Below are 21,276 nucleotides of genomic sequence, written 5' to 3'. Positions count from 1 at the left end.
TGGAAACGCAAGGGGGTCCAGGCGGGGGCCGGATAATGAACAAAATGAATGCTAATGCTTTGTTGAGCGGGGTGCGCAGCAGCACGCTGATCACCGGCCTGTTTATCGTGTTGATCGTTTCGATGGTGTCGCTGTTCGCGAACTTCGCGTACGTCAACACCCAGGCGGATCACGATAACGAGTACATCGCTCACGCAGGAGAGCTGCGCGTACTGTCCCAGCAGATCGCCAAGGACGCCGTGGAGGCGGCAGCGGGTACGCAAGAAGCGTTCGCGTCCCTGAAGCAGGCCCGGAACGAGTTTGACCAGCGCTGGGGCTATCTATCGCAGGGTGACGAGAACATCGGGCTGCCGGCAGTGCCCGAATCATTGCGCAGCGAAGTCGATGCGGTGGAGCAGGACTGGAATACGCTGCGTCGCGACACCGATGCCATTCTTTCCAGTGAACAGACCGTGCTCTCGTTGCATCAGGTGGCCAGCACCCTGGCCGAAACCATCCCGCAGCTGCAGGTCGAATACGAGGAAGTCGTCGATATCCTGCTGGAAAGCGGCGCGCCAGCGGCTCAGGTTTCAGTGGCCCAGCGTCAGTCGCTGCTGGCCGAACGTATCCTCGGCTCCGTCAACAAGGTGCTGTCCGGCGACCAGGACTCGGTCCAGGCGGCCGACATGTTTGGTCGCGATGCCAGCCTGTTCGGACGAGTCCTGAACGCGATGATCGAAGGCAACGTCGCCATGGGCATTACTGCCGTGGCTGACGAAGAAGCGCTGGACCGCCTCTCCGAGATCGCCGAACTGTTCCAGTTCGTGTCGGGCTCGGTGGACGAAATCCTCGAAACGTCACCGGAACTCTTTCAGGTACGCGAGTCGGCGAACAGCATCTTCGAGGTCTCCCAGACCCTGCTCGAGAAGACCTCTGCATTGTCACAAGGCCTGCAGGATCGTGCCGATGCCCGCTATCTCAATACCATCCTCAGCTATGTGCTGGGTGGCCTGGCGCTGGCCGCGATCATCCTGATCGGTCTGGTGATGGTCCAGGAGGCGCGCCGTCGCCTCAGTGAAACCGCCGAGAAGAACGAGCGCAACCAGACCGCGATTCTGCGACTGCTCGACGAAATCGGTGACCTCGCTGATGGTGACCTGACCGTCGCGGCGACGGTGACCGAAGACTTCACCGGAGCGATCGCCGACTCGATCAACTACTCCATCGACCAGTTGCGTGAACTGGTAGTGACCATCAACCAGACAGCGGTACAGGTGTCGGGAGCTGCACAGGAAACTCAGGCAACCGCAATGCACCTTGCCGAGGCTTCCGAGCATCAGGCCCAGGAAATCGCCGGGGCTTCTGCCGCCATCAACGAGATGGCGGTCTCCATCGACCAGGTCTCGGCCAACGCAGCGGAATCCTCGGCGGTAGCGGAACGCTCGGTAGCCATCGCCAACAAGGGCAACGAGGTGGTGCACAACACCATCACCGGCATGGACAACATCCGCGAGCAGATTCAGGACACGTCCAAGCGAATCAAGCGTCTCGGTGAGTCCTCCCAGGAAATCGGTGACATCGTCAGCCTGATCAACGACATCGCCGACCAGACCAACATTCTCGCACTCAATGCCGCCATCCAGGCGTCCATGGCCGGTGACGCCGGTCGAGGTTTCGCGGTGGTTGCCGATGAGGTGCAGCGTCTTGCGGAGCGATCCTCAGCGGCAACCAAGCAGATCGAAGCGCTGGTAAAGACCATTCAGACCGATACCAACGAGGCGGTGATCTCGATGGAGCAGACTACCTCCGAGGTAGTGCGCGGTGCGCGTCTGGCCCAGGACGCTGGTGTGGCACTCGAGGAGATCGAAAAGGTATCCAAGACGCTTGCCGCACTGATCCAGAACATCTCCAACGCGGCGCGCCAGCAGGCGTCTTCGGCCGGCCATATCTCCAACACCATGAACGTGATCCAGGAGATCACCTCGCAGACCTCATCGGGTACCACAGCCACGGCCAAGAGCATCGGTAACCTGGCCAAGATGGCCAACGAGATGCGCCACTCCGTTTCCGGCTTTACCCTGCCGGATGGGCCAGATCAAGCCTGACATGACGATTGCGACAGTCAACTGAAGGCTGTCGCCGATGATCACGAGCGAGGGGCAGGGCATGCAGCCAAGGTTTGACTGGGCATTGGAGCCCTTGGCCGAAATGTCGCCGGCGGAATTCAATGCCTGGCAGGCGCTCCTCGAGGAGCGCTCCGGCATGGTCGTCAGCGAACGCAGACGCAGCTTCCTTCAGACCAACCTGAGTGCGCGCATGCGCGAGGTCGGTGCCCCCGACTATGCCAGCTACTATCGGCAGGTCACCTCCGGCCCCCGCGGTGCAGTTGAATGGTCGACGCTCATGGACAGGCTGACGGTGCAGGAGACGCGCTTCTTTCGCCACCGTGCTTCCTTCGAGTTGCTCGAAACCCATCTGTGCCGGCATCTGGAACAGGGCGTGCCAAAGCGGCCTCTGGCGCTCTGGAGCGTGGGTTGTGCTAGCGGGGAGGAGACCTATTCGCTGGCGATGACGGTTGCCGAAGCACTGGCGAGGAGCGAAGCCGAACAGGGTTTCGGGGTCACCGGTACCGATATCAGCCTGAGCGCGCTGGCCAAATCCCGTGCGGCCGTCTATGCAAGCCGCAAGCTGGAGCAGGTCGAGCCGACGTTGCGTGAGCGTTACTTCCTGCCGTCGTCCGATGATCGGTTCCAAGTCACTCCTGCCCTGGCCGCACGCGTGTGCTTCGCAAGGCTCAATGTGCTGGAGCTGGCGAATTCGCCGATCTCCGGCATGGACGTCATCTTCTGTCAGAACCTGCTGATCTATTTCCGCCGCTGGCGCCGTCGAGAGATCCTCAATCGCCTGGCTGATTGCCTGGTGCCGGGAGGGTTGTTGGTGATCGGTGTAGGGGAAGTCGTCGGTTGGCAGCATCCGGACTTGCTTCCGGTGGCCAACGATCAGGTTCTGGCATTTACCCGGAAAAGTTTATGAGCGGAGTCGCTATGGGTGATCGGCACGATTATGTCGCCTTGGAGTGGGTGAAAGGCGAGATTGCCGAAACGCTTAAGCAGGCGCGCCAGGCGCTGGAAGCGTTCGTCGAGAATCCTCAGGACTCGACCCGGATGCGCTTTTGCCTGACCTACGTGCATCAGGTGCACGGCACCTTGCAGATGGTTGAGTTCTTCGGTGCGGCATTGCTTGCCGAGGAAATGGAACAGCTGGCGCGCGCGCTGCTGGAAGAGCGCGTGGCCAATCAGGGCGAGGCGCTCGAGGTCATGATGCAGGCCATCCTGCAGCTGCCGGCATATCTGGATCGCATCCAGAGTGCGCGGCGTGACCTGCCGATGGTGGTCCTGCCGCTGCTCAACGATCTGCGCGCCGCCCGTGGCGAGAAGCTGCTTTCGGAAACCAGCCTGTTTTCCCCCGACCTCTCCGGGCGTACCCCGGCGCTATCGCAGGAATCGGTCGAGCAGTTGCGCACGGATGAACTGCCGGGACTGCTGCGCAAATTGCGACAGATGCTGCAGGTTGCTCTGGTCGGCGTCATTCGCAACCAGGATCTGCCGACCAACCTGGGCTACATGGCTCGGGTGTTTGCCCGGCTGGAGATGCTCGGCAAGGATGCGCCGCTATCCGAGCTGTGGCAGATCGCGTCGGGTATGGTCGAGGGGCTGGCCAGCGGCGGGGTGACCAACGGCACCTCGGTACGTACCCTGCTGCGCCAGGTGGACAAGCAGCTGAAGCGTCTTGTCGAGGAGGGTGCCGATGGCCTCAATCAGGCCGCGCCGGACGAGCTGATCAAGAACCTGCTGTTCTACATCGCCAAGGCGCCCGGCCAGACGCCACGCATCCAGGCCCTCAAGCAGCGTTACCGCCTCGACGAAGCACTACCCGATAGTGCCGTGGTCGATCAGGAGCGGGCCCAGCTCGCCGGGCCCGATCGCGGCGCGATGCGCTCGGTGGTGGCGGCCCTGTGCGAAGAGCTGGTCCGGGTAAAGGACAGCCTCGACCTGTTCGTGCGCAGCGACCGCAAGGTCATTGCCGACCTCGCCAGTCTCGAAGTGCCGCTCAAGCAGATTGCCGATACGCTGGCCGTTCTCGGCTTTGCACAGCCACGCAAGATCATTATCGACCAGATCGCACTGGTGCAATCGATCGGCCAGGGGCTGCGTGCGCCGGATGACGCCGTGCTGATGGATATCGCCGGTGCCCTGCTGTACGTCGAGGCGACGCTGGCAGGCATGGTAGGCAGCCCGGCCGAAGAGCGCAGCGAAGAGAGTCAACTGCCCACTACCGATGTGGCGCAGATTCATCAGCTGGTCATCCGGGAGGCGCGTAACGGCCTGGAGCAGGCGAAGGATGCGATCATCGAGTTCATTGCCTCGCAGTGGAACCATGAGCATCTGGCGCGCGTGCCGGAGCTGTTGACGCAGGTTCGCGGCGGCCTGGCGATGATCCCGCTGGAGCGTGCCGCAGCGCTGCTGCGGGCCTGCAATGACTATATTCAGGATCAGCTGCTGGCGCGCCAGGCCGTGCCCGACTGGCAGAGCCTGGATACGCTGGCCGATGCGATCACCAGCGTCGAGTACTACCTTGAGCGTTTGAGCGAAGACCGCGGTAGCCAGGGCGACCTGATTCTGGATGTGGCCGAAGAAAGCCTGCAGGACCTCGGCTATTCGCCGGGCGGGCTGCAGCAGCCGATGGCCGATCCGCTCCAGGCCGAGCCCGAGGTTGCCGACGCGCTGGATGACATCGAAGTGCTGCCGGAAGAGCCCGAGGAGTCTGGCGTTGCGTTCGACTTCATTCCCGGTCCGCAGGAGCAGGACCCGCTGGCGACCGAAGCCGAGCTGCAGGTCGAGCCGGCAGAGTCCGATACGAGCAATGCGGATGATGAACGCGGGTCGGCGCTGATCGACGATACGACGGAAGACGAGGAAATCGTGCTTGGCCTGCCCGAGGAAGCGCTTGCGGCAGGCTCCGACGCTGCCGCTGGCACTATGGATGAGGAGCCGGCGCTGGAGGATTGGAGCGAGGCGCAGCTGGCCGAACTCGATCTTCCGGAGGTCGCGCTGCCGGAGTTTGCCGAGCTCGAGCCTGTCCAGGGCGCCGACATCGAATCGACGATGAGCCTCGAGCAGGTAATGGCCGCTCCGGTCGAAGCCATCAATCCACCGGCCCAGGATGTTCCGCCGAGCCTGCTGCCGCCGCCGGCCGATGAGGAGCCGGTCGATGAGGACCTGCTCGAAGTCTTCATCGAGGAAGCGGCAGAAGTTCTGCAAACCATCGGCGAATACCTTCCGCGCTGGCTCTCCGATGCTCAGGACAAGAACGCATTGGGCGAAGTCCGCCGCGCATTCCACACGCTCAAGGGCAGTGGCCGGATGGTCCGTGCGCTGGTCATTGGCGAGCTCGCCTGGTCGATCGAGAATCTTCTCAACCGGGTTCTGGACCGCAGCATCGAGGCGGCCGCGCCGGTCAGGCAGGTGGTGGGTGAAGTCGTCGCGCTGATGCCGGAGCTGGTCGACGAGTTCGCCGCCAAGGCTCAGCGCCAGCGAGACGATGTCGATAACCTGGCCGCCGCAGCACATGCATTGGCCAAGGGTCAGCCCGCGGCGCTGCCTTTTTCGGGGGATCAGCCGGACTCGCCTGTCGAGCTACCGCAGAACCTCGCGGCAGAAAGCGATGACGATGCATTGGACCCGCAACTGCTGGAGATTTTCCGCAACGAGGCCGAGTCCCATCTGACCACGCTGGTCAGCTTTATCGCCGATTGCGCTCAGCGCCTGCCGCAGCCGGTGACCGATGCGTTGCAGCGGGCGCTGCACACCCTCAAGGGCAGCGCCCATATGGCGGGTATTCTGCCGATCGCGGAGATCGCGACGCCGCTCGAGAAGATGGTCAAGGAATTCAAGACCAACCTGGTCCCCATGGATCTGGCGGAAGCTGAGTTGCTGCACGAGGCCGAGTTGCTGCTGCGTCAGGGCCTGGCCAATCTCGACCACCAGCCGCTTGCGCGAATCGATGGCGCTGGCGAGTTCCTGGAAAGGGTGCAGGCGCAGCACCAGGCGCGTCTGATCGAGGCGGGCGCTCGTCAGCAGAGCGATGCTGGCGAGGCTCGGGACCCCGGCATGATTGCGTTGTTCCTGTCCGAAGGTATGGACATCCTGCTGGATGCCGAAGATCTGTTGCGCAGCTGGCGTGAACACCCCGCCGAGCGCCAGGAGCTGACGGCATTGCTGGAGGAGCTGGCGACCCTTGGGCAAGGTGCCAGGTTGGCTGATCTGCCGCAGATGGAAGCGCTCTGCGAGGTGTTGTTGCGCTTGTACGGCGTCGTCGAGGAAGGCCGGTTGGCGGTCAGTGAACGCTTCTTCGACGATGTCGAGCAGGGCCATGAGGCGTTGGTCGGAATGATGGACCAGGTCGCTGCCGCATTGCAGGTGAGCGAGCAGTCGGAGCTGGTGGCGCGACTCGAGGCCTTGCTTGCCGAAGCCATCGATCCGCTGGCCTTGGAGCAGGCTGTGGAGGTGGACGCTGAGCTGAGCGCCGCCGCAGACTCGTCAGCCGAAGCCGAAGCCGAAGCCGAAGCCGAAGCCGAAGCCGAAGCCGAAGCCGAAGCCGAAGCCGAAGCCGAAGCCGAAGCCGAAGCCGAAGCCGAAGCCGAAGCCGAAGCCGAAGCCGAGCCTGTCGACAGCTCACTGCAGGACGAAGCGCAGGACGTTGTCGATCAGGATATGGTGGATATCTTCCTCGACGAGGCGGTCGATCTGATGGAGAGCGCGGGCCATGCGCTGGACCGCTGGCTCGCTGATCCGTCCAACCAGATGGCGCTTTCAGCGCTGCTGCGCGATCTGCACACGCTCAAGGGTGGCGCGCGGATGGCTGCGATTCGGCCCATCGGCGATCTGGCCCACGAACTCGAATCACTTTACGAAGGTCTTTCCGACGGCCGCTACGTTCATTCGGACGAGTTGGCCGCGCTGCTCCAGCGCAGTCACGATCATCTGGCGCTGCAGCTCGAGCAACTGCAACGTCAGTTGCCGATGAGTAGTGCCGAGGCCCTGATCGATGCGATGCGCGCGTTCCGTCATGGGAACCTGCCGAGATTTCCGGCGGATGAAGAAATGCCTGAGTCGGTCTCCGGCGGCGCTGATGAGCGTCAAGCTCCGGAGTGCCAGACGCAGGGCACGGCTGAGGCTGCCGATACGCTGCCGAAGCAGCCTTCCGACGCCCAGGAGCTGCCACTGCCGGAAGTCGACGAAATCGCTGGCGAGCAGGGCGATGGGGCAACAGCGAGGGATTTCGCTGACGACCAGCCCGGCATCGACACGGCCGATGCCGGACTTGACTTGCCTGGGATGGACGATGCTCCGGCGAAGCGGGTCGAAGCGACCGACGCCTGCGATGAGCGGGATCCGGAGCTGGTCGAGATATTTCTCGAGGAAGGCTTCGATCTTCTCGAAAGCGCTGCCGGCGGTCTGCAGCGCTGGATGGTCGACGTCGATAACAGCTTCGAACTCGAAGGTCTGCAGCGCGATCTGCATACCCTCAAGGGCGGCGCGCGGATGGCTGATATCCGCGAGATCGGCGATCTGGCCCATGAGCTGGAATATCTTTACGAGGGCCTGTGTGCTGGCAGCTACCGCGCCAGTCCCGAACTGTTCGACCTTCTGCTGCGCTGTCAGGATCGCCTGTCCGAAATGCTCGAGGCCGTTCGCGCAGCGCAGCCGGTACCGACGGGCGACGCCCTGATCGAGACCATCAGAAGCTTTCGCAACAGCCCTGACGAACAGCTGAGCACGCCCGGCAGCGTTTCGCTGAAAGCCGCTCAGGACGATGCTCGGCACGCTGCCGAAGCCGAAATCCTCGATATCTTCGTCGAGGAGGCCGACGACCTGCTGGAAGAAATGGAGGCGGCTCTCGGTCGCTGGGATGCCAGCCGCAACGATGCCGCCCCCCTGGCTGACGTGCTGCGAGTCCTGCACACGCTCAAGGGCGGCGCGCGGCTTGCCGGGCAGGGTGCGCTTGGCGACCTCGCGCACGACCTGGAACAGCGTCTGAACGAAGCGCAGCAGCAGGGATCACCCTGGCCGGACAGCCTGTTCCTCGATGTACAGCAGCGCTATGACGTGCTGCTGAAGGACATCGAGCAGCTGCGCGCCGGCCTCGCCTCCGAAGGAGTCGGTGCGGCGCAAGCGGCGCCGGCCGAGCATGAGCAGTCGGTGCCAGATCATGCGCCGGCGCTACCGCAGCCGATCATCGCCGCCAGCGCACAGCCAGTGTCGAAGGTGCTGCCGTTCATTCGGCGCGCGCAGCAGGCGGCCCAGGAGGCTGCCGCGCGGCGAGCTCCGCAGGAACTGGTGAAGGTTCCCGCCGAGCTGCTGGAAGGGCTGGTCAACCTCGCCGGTGAAACGTCCATTTTCCGTGGCCGCGTCGAGCAGCAGGTCAGCGATGTCGCTTTCACCCTTGGCGAGATGGAAGCGACCATCGAGCGTGTTCGCGATCAACTGCGCCGCCTAGATACCGAAACCCAGGCGCAGATTCTCAGTCGTTACCAGGCCGAGGCCGAGCGTGCCGGTTACGATGATTTCGACCCCCTGGAGATGGACCGTCACTCGCAACTGCAGCAGCTGTCGCGTGCGCTGTTCGAGTCTGCCTCCGACTTGCTCGACCTGAAGGAAACCCTGGCCGCGCGTAACCGCGACGCGGAAACCCTGTTGCTGCAACAGGCGCGGGTCAACACCGAGCTGCAGGAAGGACTCATGCGTACCCGCATGGTGCCCTTCGAGCGCCTGGTTCCGCGTTTGCGTCGCATCGTTCGGCAGGTGGCCGGCGAACTCGGCAAACAGGTCGAGTTCAGGGTCGGCAACGCCACCGGCGAAATGGATCGCAGCGTGCTCGAGCGCATCGTCGCGCCACTCGAGCACATGCTGCGCAACGCGGTCGATCACGGCATCGAGTCGGCCGAACGTCGGCGTGCCATCGGCAAGCCCGAGCAAGGCACGATCCGGCTGGATCTGGCCCGTGAAGGGGGCGACATCGTGCTGACGCTGGCGGACGACGGCGGCGGCATCAACCTGGACGCGGTGCGGCGCAAGGCCATCGAGCGCGGCATGATGTCGGCCAGCAGCGATTTGTCGGAACACGACATTCTGCAGTTCATCCTGGAGGCCGGCTTCTCCACAGCGGAACGCGTTACGCAGATATCCGGGCGCGGTGTGGGCATGGACGTGGTGCATTCGGAGGTCAAGCAGCTTGGCGGCTCGATGAGCATCGAATCGGCGCTTGGCCAGGGCACTCGGTTCCTGATTCGCCTGCCGTTCACTGTGTCGGTCAACCGGGCGCTGATGGTCTACTCCGGCGAAGACCTTTATGCCATCCCGCTCAACACCATCGAGGGCATCGTACGGGTCTCGCCTTACGAGCTGGAAGCCTACTATCAGCCGGACGCGCCGCGATTCGAGTATGCGGGGCAGGCCTACGAGCTACGTTATCTGGGTGACCTGCTGAACAACGGGCAGAAGCCGAAGCTGGTCGGACAGAGCCTGCCGCTGCCGGTGATCCTGGTTCGCTCGAAAGAGTACAGTGTCGCAGTGCAGGTCGACAGCCTGGCGGGCTCGCGGGAAATCGTGGTGAAGAGCCTGGGTCCGCAGTTCGCCGGCGTGCATGGTATTTCCGGTGCGACCATTCTCGGTGATGGTCGCGTGGTGGTGATTCTCGACCTGCTTGCCACCATCCGTGTGCTCCACGCGCATCAGCTCACCCAGCAGCAACAGCCACGCCTGAGCGATGAGGCGCTGGAGCCGGCCGAGACGGAGAGCGAGCGCCCGACCCTGGTCATGGTGGTGGACGATTCGGTCACCGTGCGCAAGGTCACCAGCCGCCTGCTGGAACGCAACGGCATGAACGTACTGACCGCCAAGGACGGGGTGGATGCCATCAGCCAGCTGCAGGAGCGCAAGCCCGACATCATGCTGCTGGATATCGAGATGCCCCGCATGGACGGTTTCGAGGTGGCCACGCTGGTGCGTCATGACGAACATCTGAAGGACCTGCCGATCATCATGATCACCTCGCGTACCGGCGAGAAGCATCGTGATCGCGCGCTGGCCATCGGCGTCAACGAGTACCTCGGCAAGCCCTATCAGGAATCGGTGCTGCTCGAGGCCATCCAGCAACTGGTGCATGCCGATGTCTGATGTCGCCTCTGCACGCATCGCGGTTCTCGCCGATACCTCGCTGCAGCGCCACGTGCTCCAGCAGGCACTGACGAGCAACGGTTTTCAGGTGGTGCTGAACAAGGACCCGGCGCGATTGGAGCCGGCCGATCTCGATACTACGCAAGCCGATCTCTGGCTGGTCGACCTCGCACAGACGGAAGATTCGCCGCTGGTGGATGCATTGCTCGAGCGAGACACCACGCGTGTGCTCTTCGGCGAAGGGCATGCGCCGGAGCGGCATTCGGAATTCTACCCGCGCTGGGAGCGCAGCCTGTTCAGCAAGCTCAAGCGTCTGGTGGGGGATCCGTCACGTGCAGTAGGCCCTCGTCTTGATGTGCTGCAAGGCGAAGTGCAACGCCCCGAGCGGCTGACGCTGCCCTCGGTATTGGCCGATACGGCACCAGCCGGCGAGCCGGCTGCGCAGGTGTGGTTGCTGGCCGCGTCGCTGGGCGGGCCGGAGGCTGTGAAGGCCTTTCTGGATGCGCTGCCAGCGGGGCTGCCGGTGGGTTTCATCTACGCCCAGCACATCGAAGCCAGTTTCGAATCGGCACTGTCCCAGGCGGTGGGTCGGCATAGCCAGTGGCAGGTCCGCCAGGTTCGCCCGGGCGAGCCGGTGTGCTGCGGCGAAGTCGTCATCGCGCCCATCAGCGAGGAGCTGGGTTTCGAAACCGATGGCAGCACGCGTCTGAATGGCCGCTGCTGGCCAGAACCGTACAGCCCTTCGATCGACCAGATGATGCTCAACCTGGCCCGGCAGTTCGGCGAGCGTTGTGGGGTGATCGCCTTCAGTGGCATGGGCAGTGACGGCAGCGCGGCTGCTGCATACGTGCTGCGTCAGGGTGGCAGGGTCTGGACGCAGCGCGCCGACTCCTGTGCCTGCTCCAGCATGCCGGACAATCTTCGCGAAGGCGGCTACAGCTCCTACAGCGGTGACCCTCGGGAGCTGGCGCAAGCCTTGGTCAATCATCTGGTCAGTCAGGTCGGTACGCCCGCCACGTCTTTTCAACGGGATAACTCATGAGTCAAATGGTCGTTTCTCAGGAGGCGGAAAGCCTCACCGGGCTGCTGATGCCGCTCGCCGATCGGGTGTTGCTGATGCCCAACGTGGCCGTCGCCGAACTTATCCCCTATCGCGCTCCGCAACCGGTGCAGGGCATGCCCGCCTGGTTTCTCGGGCAGGTGCAGTGGCGTGACCTGAGCCTGCCGCTGCTGTCGTTCGAGGCGGCGTCCAGCGGCCAGGCGCAACCGGTTGGTAGCTCGGCGCGGGTTGCCGTGCTCAACGCGGTTGGAGGGCGCGACCACGTCAAGTTCATCGCGCTGCTGGTGCAGGGTATCCCGCACTCAATCAAGGTCGACGCCAGCCTCGCGCGCGCGGATGTCGCGCTTGCCCCGCTCGAACTGGATGCGGTCAACCTTGGTGACGTGCAGCCGCGAATTCCTGACCTGATCGGTCTGGAGCAGAAGCTCGCCGATGCTGGCCTGATCTGATCGAAGCCACCTGCCGATCCATCGTCAGAAATCGCCCCAGAGCTGTTGTGCCACGCTCAGTGCCACCACCGGAGCGGTCTCGGTGCGCAGCACCCGCGGGCCGAGTCGAGCAGGCTGGAATCCATGGTTGGCTGCCTGTTCGACTTCGCTCTCGCTCAAACCACCTTCCGGCCCGATCAGAAAAGCCAGTGTCTGCGGCCTGGCATGGCTCGTCAGCGGCTCGGCCACTGGATGCAGCACGAGCTTAAGGTCTGCCTCCACAGTCAACCAGTCTCGCAGACTCACCGGTGAATGGATGACCGGCAGCACCGACCGGCCGCATTGCTCGCAGGCGCTAATCGCAATCTGCCGCCAATGAGCCAGACGTTTGTCGGCACGCTCATCGCTCAGGCGCACTTCGCACCGCTCGCTGACGACGGGGGTGATCTGCGCCACGCCGAGCTCGGTGGTCTTCTGAATGGCCCAATCCATCCGCTCACCGCGGGAAAGGCCCTGCCCGAGGTGGATCCGTAGTGGTGACTCCGGCATTCCGGTCAGGCGCTCGTGCAGTTCGACGATGACGGATTTCTTGCCGACCTCCAGCAGCTCGCCGCGAAACTCATTGCCGCTGCCGTCGAACAGCTGAACCGCGCTGCCGGCCGAAAGCCGCAGCACTCGGCTGATGTAGTGGGCCGATGCGTCAGGCAGTAGGTGCTGACCAAGGGAGAGGGGGGCGTCGATGAAGAAGCGGGATAGGCGCATGGAGGCAGCTGCAGGAGGCGAGTGGAAGCGGCAAGTCTAAAGCATCGACAGCCTGACTCGCAGGCTGCCGATGCTCCGTATCAGCCCGGATCTCTGAAGCCCGGATAGGGGCCGGTCGCTACCGAGGCCCTGCTCGCATCTCGGGTCGCGATATCGATTCCCTCGGTGGCGACCGCCGCGAGAAAGTCGATCTGTTCCTCGGTGATGCAATACGGCGGCAGGAAATACACCACGCTACCGAGCGGCCGCAACAAGGCGCCGCGCTCCAGCGCGTGCTGGTACACCTTCAGGCCGCGGCGCTCCTGCCAGGGATAGGCCGTGCGGCTGGCCTTGTCCTGAACCATCTCGATGGCCAGCGCCATGCCGGTCTGGCGGACTTCGGCCACGTGCGGATGCTCGACCAGGTGCGCGGTGGCGCTGGCCATGCGCGTGGCCAGGGCCCTGTTCGCTTCGATGACATTGTCCTCGGCAAAAATGTCCAGCGTCGCCAGCGCGGCGGCACAGGCCAGCGGGTTGCCGGTGTAGGTGTGCGAGTGGAGGAAGGCGCGTAGCGTCGAATAGTCGTCGTAGAACGCCCGGTACATCTGGTCGGTGGTGAGCACTGCGGCCATCGGCAGATAGCCGCCGGTCAAGGCCTTGGACAGGCAGAGGAAGTCCGGCGTGATGCCAGCCTGCTCGCAGGCGAACATGCTGCCGGTGCGGCCGAAGCCGACCGCGATCTCGTCGTGAATGAGGTGGACTTCGTAGCGGTCGCAGGCCTCGCGCAGCAGCTTCAGATATACAGGGTGATACATACGCATGCCGCCGGCGCCTTGAATCAGCGGTTCGACGATGACCGCGGCGATATCCTGGTGGTGCTCGGCAAGGGTCTGTTCCATGTGCGCGAACATCTGCCGCGAATGCTCTTCCCAGCTCACGCCTTCGGGCCGCAGGTAGCAGTCCGGGCTCGGAACCTTGAAGGTGTCCAGCAGCAGCGGCTTGTAGGTGTCGGTGAAGAGGGCGACGTCGCCCACCGACATGGCGGCAACGGTTTCGCCGTGATAGCTGTTGGTCAGGGTGACGAAGCGCTGCTTCTGGCCTCGTCCGCTGTTGCGCCAATAGTGAAAGCTCATCTTCAGCGCCACTTCGATACCGGTCGAGCCGTTGTCGGTATAGAAGACCCGGTCCAGTCCGGCCGGAGTCAGCGCAACGAGCCGTTCCGACAGCTCCACCACCGGCTGGTGGCTGAATCCGGCCAGCATCACGTGCTCGAGCTGGTCGACCTGATCCTTGATGCGCTGATTGATGCGCGGATTGGCATGGCCGAACACATTGACCCACCAGGAGCTGACTGCATCCAGGTAGCGCTTGCCGTCGAAATCCTCCAGCCATACGCCTTCGCCCCGGCGGATGGGGATCAGCGGTAACTGCTCGTGGTCCTTCATCTGGGTGCAGGGATGCCAGAGCACGGCGAGGTCGCGTTGCATCCAGCTGTCGTTCAGGCTCATGGTTGGTCCTCCGCAGTGAGTCGCGAAGCCTAGCAGAACTTGCAAGTGACACTCGATGCGATCAGTTATCGATTTGCTCGATGTTTCAAAGCGAAAAAATGCGCTCTATTCCGATAGGTAACCGGCTAGGCTTCTACCCCTCGAAATTGAAGGATGGATTCGATGCACTGGCGTAATTCCCCGACGCATTACGGGCTGACCAGCATTGTGTTGCACTGGCTGGTGGCCGTGGCGGTATTCGGTCTGTTCGCCCTGGGTTTCTGGATGGTCGGGCTGAACTACTACAGCAGCTGGTACCGGACCGCACCGGACCTGCACAAGAGTATCGGCATCCTGTTGCTGCTGGTCATGCTGCTACGGGTGCTCTGGCGCTTCGTCAGCCCGGCACCGGCACCGCTGGCCAGCCAGGGCCGCCTGACCCGAACGGCCGCCAGGCTCGGCCATGGACTGCTCTATCTCGGGCTGTTCGTGGTGATGCTCTCGGGTTATCTGATTTCCACGGCCGACGGCCGCGCGATCAGCGTGTTCGGGCTGTTCGAAGTGCCCGCGCTGATCACTTCCATTCCCAACCAGGCCGATAGTGCCGGGCTGGTTCACGAATACGCTGCCTGGGCATTGGTGATCCTCGCCGTCGTGCATGCCCTCGCCGCGCTCAAGCACCATTTCATCGATCGCGACGCGACGCTGATGCGCATGCTCGGTCGCAGCACCGATTAATCACCCCGATAGGAGAGTCATTGATGCTCAAGAAAACGCTCGCAGCGCTGGTCCTCGGCTCGGCCCTAGTCGGCGGCCAGGCATTCGCCGCCGATTACGCCATCGACAAGCAAGGCCAGCACGCCTTCGTCAACTTCAAGATCAGCCACCTTGGCTACAGCTGGCTGTGGGGCACCTTCAAGGATTTCGACGGCGACTTCAGCTTCGATGCGGCCAAGCCGGAGCAGAGCAAGGTGAACGTCACGCTGAAGACCGCCAGCGTCGACACCAATCATGCCGAGCGCGACAAGCATCTGCGCAGCGATGACTTCCTCAATGTCGCCAAGCACCCGACGGCCACCTTCGAATCGACATCGGTGAAGTCCACTGGTGGAGGCACCGCCGATATCACCGGCAATCTGACCCTTAACGGTGTGACCAAGCCGGTGGTGATCGCGGCCAAGTTCATCGGGGAGGGCGACGATCCCTGGGGCGGCTACCGCGCCGGTTTCGAGGGCAGCACAACCCTGACCCTCAAGGACTTCGACATCAAGATGGACCTGGGGCCGGCGTCGCAGACCGTCGACCTGATCATCTCGGTCGAAGGCGTGCGCAAGTAAGCCCAGACGTGTGAAGCGCGAACGCCGGCCGCCACCGGCGTTCTGTGTTGGGGCGATGCGAATCATGCGCGGGGCATCCGCGCCGAGCGTTCGTTGCGAATGTTTCGCAACATTTTATGCTCACGCGATGACTCCTTGGCGTTTACAGACAATCATGGATGTAAGTATATTTCGGTCCCTATGCGCGGCGTCTGCGCCGCGCCGTTGCCCATTCCCGCCTGCCCAGGTCTTCAAGAGGTCTTTCCATGCCAATCAAGTCAGCCAGTGCTGCCCTGATGTCCATTCTCGCCGTGGCTGTTTTCCTGGCCGGCTGTCAGGAAGAAGCAGCGCCCCCGGCGCAGCAGAAGCCCACCGTGGGCGTCGTGACCCTGCAGGCGGAGCCGTTCGCGGTAACCACCGAGCTGCCCGGTCGTACCCGCGCCTACCGCATCGCCGAGGTCCGTCCGCAGGTCAATGGCATCATCCAGAAGCGCCTGTTCACCGAGGGTAGCGAGGTCAAGGCCGGGCAGCAGCTCTACCAAATCGATGCGGCGGTGTACGAGGCAACCCTGAAAAGTGCCCAGGCCAGCCTGGCGTCCAGCAAGTCGCTGGCCGACCGCTACGCCGAACTGGTCAAGGACCAGGCGGTGAGTAAGCAGGCCTATGACGAGGCGCGTGCGGCCAGCCTGCAGGCCGAGGCAGAGCTGGAGCGGGCGCGCATCGACCTGCGCTACACCAAGGTGCTGGCGCCGATTTCCGGCCGCATCGGCCGTTCCGCCGTCACCGAAGGTGCGCTGGTCAGCAACGGCCAGGCGCAGGAGCTGGCAACCATCCAGCAGCTCGACCCGATCTATGTCGATGTGACCCAGCCGGCCCGCGACCTGCTGGCGCTGCGCCGCGATCTGGCCGAAGGCCGGCTGCAGAAGTCCGGCGAGAACGCCGCGCGGGTCAGCCTGAAACTGGAAGATGGCAGCGATTACGGCCATGAGGGCAGGCTCGAATTCAGCGAGGTGACGGTGGACCCTGGTACCGGTTCGGTGACCCTGCGTGCCGTGTTCCCCAACCCGGACAAGGTGTTGCTGCCGGGCATGTTCGTCCGTGCGCAGCTGGTCGCCGGTCTCAAGAGCGAGGCGATCCTGGTGCCGCAACAGGGCGTCACGCGCAACACCAAGGGGGATCCGACCGCCATGGTGGTCAATGCCGAGAGCAAGGTGGAAGTGCGTCCGATCAAGACCGAGCGCGCCGTGGGCAATCGCTGGCTGGTCGGCGAAGGCCTGCAACCGGGTGATCGGGTGATCACCGAAGGCCTGCAGTTCATCCAGCCGGGCGTCGAGGTCGAAGTGGCCCCGGCGGGCAATGTCGATAACCGCGGGGCGTCTGCACAGCCCCAAGGCCAAGAAGGCTGAGGGGTTCCTAGTTCATGTCCAGATTCTTCATCGACCGGCCGATCTTCGCCTGGGTGATCGCCCTGGTGATCATGCTAGCCGGCGCCCTGTCCATCCTAACTTTGCCGGTCAACCAGTATCCGAGCATCGCTCCGCCTGCGGTCGGCATTTCCGTGACCTATCCGGGCGCCTCGGCGCAGACGGTGCAGGACACCGTGGTCCAGGTCATCGAACAGCAGCTCAACGGCATCGACGGGCTGCGCTACATCTCCTCTGCGAGCAACTCCGACGGCAGTATGGAAATCACTGTCACCTTCGACCAGGGCACCAATCCCGATATCGCCCAGGTGCAGGTGCAGAACAAGCTGCAGCTGGCCACGCCGCTGCTGCCGCAGGAGGTTCAACAGCAGGGCATCCGCGTCACAAAGGCGGTGCGCAACTTTCTCATCATCATCGGTCTGGTCTCCACCGATGGCCGCCTCGATCAGCGTGACCTGGCGAACTACATCGTCGCCAACATGCAGGACCCGATCTCGCGGACCAAGGGCGTGGGGGACTTCCAGGTGTTCGGTTCCCAGTACGCAATGCGCATCTGGCTCGACCCGGCCAAGCTGAATAACTTCAGCCTGACGCCGGTGGATGTTAGCGCGGCGATCCAGGCGCAGAACGTCCAGGTCTCGTCCGGACAGCTGGGTGGCTTGCCGGCGCTGCCGGGCCAGCAGCTCAATGCCACGGTTATCGGCAAGACTCGTCTGCAGACCCCGGAGCAGTTCCGCAACATCCTGCTCAAGGTCAACAGCGATGGCTCGCAGGTGCGCCTGGGCGACGTCGCCAAGGTCGAGCTGGGTGGTGAAAACTATTCCGTCAGCGCTCACTTCAACGGCAAGCCGGCCGCCGGTCTGGCGCTGAAGCTGGCGACCGGCGCCAACGCGCTGGACACCGTAGAGGGCGTGCGCAAGACCATCGACGAACTCAAGCCGTTCTTCCCGCCAGGCGTCGAGGTGGTCTATCCGTACGACACCACACCGGTCATCTCCGCCTCCATAACCGGGGTCATGCAAACGCTGCTCGAAGCGTTCGTGCTGGTGTTCCTGGTGATGTACCTGTTCCTGCAGAACTTCCGCGCGACCCTGGTGCCGACGCTGGCGGTGCCGGTGGTGCTGCTGGGTACCTTCGGCGTGCTCGCGGTTTTCGGCTTCAGCATCAACACGCTGACCATGTTCGCCATGATCCTGGCGATCGGCCTGCTGGTCGACGACGCCATCGTGGTGGTGGAAAACGTCGAGCGGGTGATGCGCGAGGAGGGCCTCTCGCCGTTGGAAGCCACGCGCAAGTCCATGGGCCAGATCCAGGGCGCGCTGATCGGCATCGGCGTGGTGCTGTCGGCGGTGCTCCTGCCGATGGCCTTCTTCGGCGGATCGACCGGGGTCATCTATCGGCAGTTTTCCATCACCATCGTTTCGGCGATGGTGCTCTCGGTGCTGGTGGCGCTGATCTTCACTCCGGCGCTCTGCGCGACACTGCTCAAGCCCATCGACAAGGGCGAGCATCACGAGAAGGGCGGGTTCTTCGGCTGGTTCAATCGCACCTTCGATCGTAGCGTCAACGGCTACGAGCGCGGCGTAAGGGCCGTGCTCAAGCGCAAGGCGCCATTCTTGCTGCTCTACGTGCTGATCGTCGGCGTGATGGTGGTGCTGTTCAGCCGCATCCCGACCGCGTTCCTGCCCGAAGAGGATCAGGGCGTACTGTTCGCCCAGGTGATGACTCCATCCGGGTCAACCGCCGAGCGTACGCAGCAGAGCATCGATGCCATGCGCACCTATCTGCTGGAAGAGGAAGGCGACATCGTGCGCTCCGTGTTCACCGTGACCGGCTTCAGTTTCGCCGGCCGCGGCCAGAGTTCGGGTATCGCCTTCATCGGCCTCAAGCCGTGGAGCGAGCGCACCGACGAGGAAGACAGCGTGTTCGCGCTGGCTCAGCGTGCGCAGCAGCATTTCGCCAGCTTCCGCGACGCCCAGGTATTCGCCTTCGCGCCGCCGGCGGTCATGGAACTGGGTACTGCCACCGGCTTCAACCTGTATCTGCAGGATCGGGCCGGCGTAGGGCAGGAAGTGCTCCAGCAGGCGCGGGATAAATTCCTCCAGCTGGCCAGCCAGAGCCCTGTGCTGACCCGGGTTCGGCCGAACTCCTTGCGTGACGAGCCGCAGTATCAGGTGCTGATCGACGACGAGAAGGCACGGGTGCTGGGCATCTCGCTGGCGGACGTAAACAGTACGCTGTCCATCGCCTGGGGTGGCCGTTACGTCAATGACTTCATCGACCGCGGGCGGGTGAAGAAGGTGTATCTGCAGGGCGTCGCCGGTGCGCGCATGAGCCCTGAGGATCTGCAGAAGTGGTACGTGCGCAACGATGCCGGAGAAATGGTGCCTTTCAGTGCCTTCGCTACCGGTGAATGGAGCTACGGTTCGCCCAAGCTGTCGCGTTTCAACGGGGTCAGCGCGATCGAGATGCTCGGTGAACCGGCGCCCGGCTACAGTTCGGGGGATGCCATGGCGGAAGTCGAGCGCATCGCTGCGCAGCTGCCGCCCGGAGTCGGCTACTCCTGGACCGGGCAGTCCTACGAGGAGCGGCTGGCGGGCTCGCAGACCCTTGCGCTCTACGCCCTGTCGCTGCTGGTGGTCTTCCTCTGCCTGGCCGCGCTGTACGAGAGCTGGTCGATTCCGTTCTCAGTGATGCTGGTCGTGCCGCTCGGTATCGTCGGGGCACTGGCCTTCACGCTGTTGCGCGGGTTGTCCAACGAGGTGTTTTTCCAGGTCGGCCTGGTCACCACCATCGGCCTGTCGGCTCGTAACGCGATCCTCATCGTGGAGTTCGCCAAGGCACTGCACGAGCAGGGTTTGAGCTATGCCGATGCAGCGCTGCAGGCGTGCCGCATGCGTCTGCGGCCGATCATCATGACTTCGCTGGCGTTCATTCTCGGCGTGGTACCGCTGGCGCTGGCTTCCGGCGCTGGTGCAGGCAGCAAGCACGCCATCGGCACCGGCGTCATCGGCGGCATGCTCACTGCGGCGGTGCTGGCAATTTTCTGGATTCCGTTGTTCTACGTGATGATCTGCTCGTTCTTCGATCGCACGAAATCCGCCGACAAGGCTGTGAAGGAGGATTCGTTGTGAACAAGTCCCTGTTGAGCCTGGCCCTCTTCGCGGCGCTGGGCGGCTGCTCGCTGATACCCGAGTATCAGCGCCCGCAGGCCCCGGTCGCGGCAGATTGGCCGCAAGGCGAGGCTTACTCGCAAGCTGCTGTGCAGAGCTCTGCGCGGGTGCTTGGCTGGCGTGAATTCTTCCGTGACCCGGCACTGCAGCAATTGATCGAAGTCGCGCTGGAGAACAACCGCGACCTGCGCGCCGCGGCGCTCAACGTCGATGCCTACCGTGCGCTGTATCGCGTACAGCGGGCCGATCTGTTGCCGGTCGTGAGTGCCGATGGCTCGGGCACGCGCAGTCGTACGCCGGGCGATCTGAACATGAGCGGCGAGCCTGGTATCAGCAGCCAGTACAGCGCTACCTTCGGCGTGTCCTGGGAGCTGGATCTGTTCGGCCGCCTGCGCAGCCTGCGCGAGCAGGCGCTGGAGGAGTTCTTCGCCAGCGAGGCTGCGCAGCGCAGTACGCAAATCAGCCTGATCGCCAGCGTCGCCAACGCCTGGTTGACGCTGCAGGCCGATCAGGCCCTGCTGCAGGTCACCCGCGATACGCTCAAGACTTACGAAGAGAGCTTCGGCCTGACCCAGCGCAGTTTCGACGTCGGTGTCGCTTCGGCGCTGGAGCTGCGCCAGGCGCGCAGTGCCGTCGACAGTGCGCGGGTGAGCATCGAGCAGTACACGCGGCTGGTGGCGCAGGATCGTAACGCGCTGGCGCTGTTGCTGGGGCAGGGCCTGCCGGCCGGCTTGCCGTCGGGCGATGGCCTGGAGCGGACCCAGCTGGCGACATTGCCGGTCGGGCTGCCTTCGGACCTGCTGCAGCAGCGCCCGGACATCCTCCAGGCCGAATACCAGCTCAGGGCGATCAATGCCAGCATCGGCGCGGCGCGTGCGGCCTTTTTCCCGCGCATCAGCCTGACTGGTGCGGCGGGTACGGCCAGCAGCGAGCTGTCCGGCCTGTTCGACGGCGGTTCCGGTTACTGGAGCTTTTCGCCGAGCATCAGCGTGCCGATCTTCAACGCCGGCCAACTGCGGGCGAACCTGGATTACGCGCAGATCAGCAAGAACATCCAGGTGGCGCAGTACGAACAAGCGATCCAGACGGCGTTCCGCGAAGTGGCCGATGGGCTTGCCGCCCAGGCCACCTACGTGCGCCAGGTGCAGGCGCAGCGCGATCTGCTGCAGACCAGCGAGGATTATTACCAGCTGGCCGAGCGCCGCTATCGCACCGGCGTGGACAGCTACCTGACCGTACTCGATGCGCAGCGTCAGCTGTTCAGCGTGCAGCAGCAACTGATCAGCGATCGGCTGGCGCAGATGACCAGCGAAGTCAATCTGTTCAAGGCGTTGGGCGGTGGCTGGCGGGAGAGTGCCCAGGCGCAGCCCGTAGAGGACTGACGGCGCCGGAGGCGCCCAGCAGCGTCTTCGACTCGGCAGAAACGAAAA

12 protein-coding genes are annotated in these 21,276 nt (G+C 63.7%); 10 read left to right on the top strand and 2 right to left on the bottom strand.

The window, feature by feature from the left end:
* Positions 1-35: 35 nt before the first annotated feature.
* From B597_RS31445 to B597_RS31425, 5 genes are all read left to right on the top strand, one after another.
* Positions 36-2,084, top strand: a complete 2,049-nt coding sequence (locus B597_RS31445; protein WP_003297220.1) for a methyl-accepting chemotaxis protein — start codon at positions 36-38, stop codon at positions 2,082-2,084.
* Between the two features lie 61 nt (positions 2,085-2,145).
* Entirely contained in the window at positions 2,146-3,012 is an 867-nt protein-coding gene (locus B597_RS31440; protein ID WP_003297221.1) for a CheR family methyltransferase, read from the top strand.
* Between the two features lie 11 nt (positions 3,013-3,023).
* Positions 3,024-10,217: an Hpt domain-containing protein gene (locus tag B597_RS31435; protein WP_024161850.1), complete on the top strand. Its 7,194-nt coding sequence runs from the start codon at positions 3,024-3,026 to the stop codon at positions 10,215-10,217.
* The gene (locus B597_RS31430) at positions 10,210-11,259 is read left to right on the top strand and encodes a chemotaxis protein CheB (protein WP_031323321.1); all 1,050 of its coding nucleotides are present in this window, start codon (positions 10,210-10,212) and stop codon (positions 11,257-11,259) included. The genes B597_RS31435 and B597_RS31430 overlap by 8 nt, the downstream gene beginning before the upstream one ends.
* Positions 11,256-11,726, top strand: a complete 471-nt coding sequence (locus tag B597_RS31425; protein ID WP_031323320.1) for a chemotaxis protein CheW — start codon at positions 11,256-11,258, stop codon at positions 11,724-11,726. The genes B597_RS31430 and B597_RS31425 overlap by 4 nt, the downstream gene beginning before the upstream one ends.
* A gap of 24 nt (positions 11,727-11,750) precedes the next feature.
* Here B597_RS31425 and B597_RS31420 read toward each other — a convergent pair whose 3' ends face one another.
* Together B597_RS31420 and B597_RS31415 are read right to left on the bottom strand one after the other, a co-directional pair.
* Entirely contained in the window at positions 11,751-12,467 is a 717-nt protein-coding gene (locus tag B597_RS31420; protein ID WP_003297224.1) for a 16S rRNA (uracil(1498)-N(3))-methyltransferase, read from the bottom strand.
* Positions 12,468-12,547: 80 nt separating this feature from the next.
* Complete coding sequence (locus tag B597_RS31415; RefSeq protein WP_003297225.1) at positions 12,548-13,954, bottom strand: adenosylmethionine--8-amino-7-oxononanoate transaminase; 1,407 nt, start codon at positions 13,952-13,954, stop codon at positions 12,548-12,550.
* A gap of 162 nt (positions 13,955-14,116) precedes the next feature.
* Between B597_RS31415 and B597_RS31410 the strand changes: the two genes are divergently transcribed.
* From B597_RS31410 to adeC, 5 genes are all read left to right on the top strand, one after another.
* On the top strand, positions 14,117-14,671 hold the full coding sequence (locus tag B597_RS31410) for a cytochrome b (RefSeq protein WP_003297226.1): 555 nt from the start codon (positions 14,117-14,119) through the stop codon (positions 14,669-14,671).
* A 23-nt stretch (positions 14,672-14,694) separates the two neighbouring features.
* The gene (locus tag B597_RS31405) at positions 14,695-15,270 is read left to right on the top strand and encodes a YceI family protein (protein WP_003297227.1); all 576 of its coding nucleotides are present in this window, start codon (positions 14,695-14,697) and stop codon (positions 15,268-15,270) included.
* 245 nt (positions 15,271-15,515) lie between these two features.
* On the top strand, positions 15,516-16,655 hold the full coding sequence (locus tag B597_RS31400; RefSeq protein ID WP_003297228.1) for an efflux RND transporter periplasmic adaptor subunit: 1,140 nt from the start codon (positions 15,516-15,518) through the stop codon (positions 16,653-16,655).
* Positions 16,656-16,669: 14 nt separating this feature from the next.
* On the top strand, positions 16,670-19,807 hold the full coding sequence (locus B597_RS31395; protein ID WP_003297230.1) for an efflux RND transporter permease subunit: 3,138 nt from the start codon (positions 16,670-16,672) through the stop codon (positions 19,805-19,807).
* The gene (adeC, locus tag B597_RS31390) at positions 19,804-21,228 is read left to right on the top strand and encodes an AdeC/AdeK/OprM family multidrug efflux complex outer membrane factor (protein WP_003297231.1); all 1,425 of its coding nucleotides are present in this window, start codon (positions 19,804-19,806) and stop codon (positions 21,226-21,228) included. The genes B597_RS31395 and adeC overlap by 4 nt, the downstream gene beginning before the upstream one ends.
* Positions 21,229-21,276: the final 48 nt, after the last annotated feature.

The sequence above is a fragment of the Stutzerimonas stutzeri KOS6 genome (assembly GCF_000307775.2).
In the GTDB taxonomy this organism is placed as follows: domain Bacteria; phylum Pseudomonadota; class Gammaproteobacteria; order Pseudomonadales; family Pseudomonadaceae; genus Stutzerimonas; species Stutzerimonas stutzeri_B.
This window is presented reverse-complemented; position numbering and strand designations above follow the sequence as displayed.

Coding starts and splice junctions, on each gene's coding strand:
- B597_RS31445 (WP_003297220.1), top strand. CDS start 36: ATGAACAAAATGAATGCTAATGCTTTGTTGAGCGGGGTGCGCAGCAGC.
- B597_RS31440 (WP_003297221.1), top strand. CDS start 2,146: ATGCAGCCAAGGTTTGACTGGGCATTGGAGCCCTTGGCCGAAATGTCG.
- B597_RS31435 (WP_024161850.1), top strand. CDS start 3,024: ATGGGTGATCGGCACGATTATGTCGCCTTGGAGTGGGTGAAAGGCGAG.
- B597_RS31430 (WP_031323321.1), top strand. CDS start 10,210: ATGTCTGATGTCGCCTCTGCACGCATCGCGGTTCTCGCCGATACCTCG.
- B597_RS31425 (WP_031323320.1), top strand. CDS start 11,256: ATGAGTCAAATGGTCGTTTCTCAGGAGGCGGAAAGCCTCACCGGGCTG.
- B597_RS31420 (WP_003297224.1), bottom strand. CDS start 12,467: ATGCGCCTATCCCGCTTCTTCATCGACGCCCCCCTCTCCCTTGGTCAG.
- B597_RS31415 (WP_003297225.1), bottom strand. CDS start 13,954: ATGAGCCTGAACGACAGCTGGATGCAACGCGACCTCGCCGTGCTCTGG.
- B597_RS31410 (WP_003297226.1), top strand. CDS start 14,117: ATGCACTGGCGTAATTCCCCGACGCATTACGGGCTGACCAGCATTGTG.
- B597_RS31405 (WP_003297227.1), top strand. CDS start 14,695: ATGCTCAAGAAAACGCTCGCAGCGCTGGTCCTCGGCTCGGCCCTAGTC.
- B597_RS31400 (WP_003297228.1), top strand. CDS start 15,516: ATGCCAATCAAGTCAGCCAGTGCTGCCCTGATGTCCATTCTCGCCGTG.
- B597_RS31395 (WP_003297230.1), top strand. CDS start 16,670: ATGTCCAGATTCTTCATCGACCGGCCGATCTTCGCCTGGGTGATCGCC.